Source organism: Neisseria sp. P0021.S005 (genome assembly GCF_051956955.1).
The window spans coordinates 1-2665 of the sequence record NZ_JBQCWY010000414.1; the positions used below are offsets into that span (position 1 = coordinate 1).

3 protein-coding genes are annotated in these 2665 nt (G+C 50.7%); all 3 read left to right on the forward strand.

Translation table 11 applies throughout. From position 1 onward, the window contains the following. On the forward strand, positions 1-977 hold a 977-nt coding region (locus ACTHUE_RS14945), incomplete at its 5' end, for a glycosyltransferase family 4 protein (RefSeq protein ID WP_440423894.1). A gap of 13 nt (positions 978-990) precedes the next feature. After that, the gene (locus ACTHUE_RS14950) at positions 991-2163 is read left to right on the forward strand and encodes a glycosyltransferase (protein WP_107769122.1); all 1173 of its coding nucleotides are present in this window, start codon (positions 991-993) and stop codon (positions 2161-2163) included. Further along, positions 2156-2665, forward strand: a 510-nt coding sequence (locus tag ACTHUE_RS14955; RefSeq protein ID WP_440423895.1) for a sugar transferase, incomplete at its 3' end; no start/stop codon positions are given. The genes ACTHUE_RS14950 and ACTHUE_RS14955, both read left to right, overlap by 8 nt.

Below are 2665 nucleotides of genomic sequence, written 5' to 3' on the forward strand. Positions count from 1 at the left end.
ATATCGTATTGGCCTCTTCAGACGGCCCTTTGATTCAGGAAGCGCAAGCATTGGGCATCCGTTGGCAGCCGATTGATTTTTACCAAGGTGGTCTTTTGGGTTACGTCAAAGGCATGTTTGCCTATATGAAACTGCTGAAAAAAGAGAAGCCCGATGTGATTCACTGCCAAATGGCGCGTATCGTTCCGGCCTGTGCCATTGCGGCCAAGTTTGCCTCGCCGAAAACCAAAGTGTTCTACCACGCGCGCGGCCTTAATCCGGAAACTTATCCGAAAATTGCCAAGCTTTTCGACAAGCTGGGCGTGTACATCATCGGCAACTGCAAACACGAACGTGAAAAACTCATCCGTTACGGTTTCCCTGCCAACCGCATCACCTACACCTACAATGCCCTGCACAAAGTAGATTTCGTTCCTGAAAAAACAGTCAAAGACTATGTCCAACTGGGCACGCTTTCCCGTTTGGACACCGTCCGCGCCGTGCATCTGATGTTGGATATTTTGAAGAAAATGGTTGACCGCGGTATGCCTGTACGCCTCAACGTTGCAGGTATCGGCGAAGAAATGGACAACCTCAAAGCCCAAGCCAAACGTTTAGGCATTGAAGACAAAGTCACCTTCCTCGGCGGCGTCCGCGACTTGACCGGCTACTTCAAAGAAGTCGATATTTTGGTGAACACGCCGCATTGCGTAGGCGACCACGGAGCAGGTGTCGGCAACAATATTTTGGAAGCCGGCCTTTACGACACGCCTGTCGTGACCTACAACATGGCGGGCATTTCGGAAATGGTCATTACCGGCCAAACCGGCTACTGCATTCCTTTCGGCGACGACGAAGCATTTATCGAAGCCGTCGATACACTCATCAAGCATCCAGAGTTGCGTGGTCAAATGGGTAAAGCCCTGCACAAACACGTCGAAACCTTATGCTCCGACGACGAAATCTACCGCACCACCATGGCTGCGTACGAAATGTAAGGCTATCTGAAACATGAACATTACCATCGTCGCCCCTTATTGCTCATTGCCGTCCGAGCCGCATTTCAACCGCTTCTGGTATCTTGCCGAGCTGTTGTCGCAGTCGCATGACGTGTTGCTGATTACCAGCAACTTCAAGCACTACGACAAATCTTTCAGACGGCCCGAAGATGCCAAGGCCGCCTCACAAGGCCGTCTGAAAGTCATGCTGTTGGAAGAAAGCGGATACAGCAAAAACGTGTCTTTAGGACGCTTGGCCAGCCATCACCACTTCGTCAAACATTTTGAAAAATGGTTGGAAAACTGCCGTCCGGGCGAACAAGACGTCGTCTTTTCCGCCTATCCGCTGATTGCCACCAACCTGCTGTTGGGCAAACACAAAGCTCGTTTGGGTTACAAACTGATTGTCGATGTGCAGGACGTATGGCCGGAGTCTTTCTCCTCAGTCGTACCGTTTTTGAAAAAAGTACCGCACAACCTGCTGCCCTTTGCTTCACGCGCCAACCAAGCCTACCGCTACGCCGATGCGCTGGTTGCCGTATCGCAGACTTATCTCGACCGCGCCAAAGAAGCCAATCCGAACGTACCTGGCGAAGTCGTTTATATTGGCGCGGATTTTCCCAAACTCGATGCCGCGCCTGCCAAAGATTTTAGCGACGACAAAACCCGCTTTTTCTACTTGGGCACGCTCAGTTACAGCTATGACGTGGAAACCGTGTGCAAAGGCGTTCTCAAGCTGCTGGACGCCGGCGAAAACGTCGAGTTGCACATCATGGGCGGCGGCCCTGATTTGGACAGGCTCAAACAATACGCCTGCGACGACATCAAGTTTTACGGCTACATTCCCTATGCCGAAATGATGTCGGTTGCCAAGGGCTGCGACATTGCCATCAACGCCATCCAGTCCTATTCAATGGCATCGATTACCAACAAACTCTCCGACTATATGGCTTTGCAAAAACCGATTCTGAACAGCCAAGTCAACGACGAAGTTGCCGAAGTCCTTACCCTGCTGCCGCATGCGAACTACCATTCCGGCGATGTGGACGGTTTCGTTCAAGCCGCCAAAGATATTTTGAAGCGCAAAAGCGATCCTGTTCAGTCCGAAGAAATCGTCGGCCGCTTCAAACGCGACGTTGCCTATCAAAAAATCGTCAACCTGATTGAAAGATTAGCTCATGAATAAATTTTTCAAACGCCTGTTTGACATTGTCGCCTCCGCTTCAGGACTGATTATCCTGTCGCCTGTGTTTTTGATTTTGGTGTACCTCATCCGTAAAAACCTAGGCTCGCCCGTGTTCTTCATCCAAGAGCGGCCGGGCAAAGATGGCAAGCCGTTTAAAATGATTAAATTCCGCTCCATGCGCGATGCAATCGACAAAGACGGCAACCCACTGCCGGACAGCGAACGCCTGACCGATTTCGGCAAAAAATTACGTGCCACCAGTTTGGACGAACTTCCTGAATTATGGAATGTCTTAAAAGGTGAGATGAGTCTAGTTGGCCCTCGTCCGCTGCTGATGCACTATCTGCCGTTGTACAACGACTTTCAAAACCGCCGCCACGAAATGAAACCGGGCGTGACCGGTTGGGCTCAAGTCAATGGCCGCAACGCCATTTCATGGGATGAAAAATTCGCCCACGATGTTTGGTACATCGACAACTTTAGCTTTTGGCTGGATATAAAA

Coding starts and splice junctions, on each gene's coding strand:
- ACTHUE_RS14950 (WP_107769122.1), top strand. CDS start 991: ATGAACATTACCATCGTCGCCCCTTATTGCTCATTGCCGTCCGAGCCG.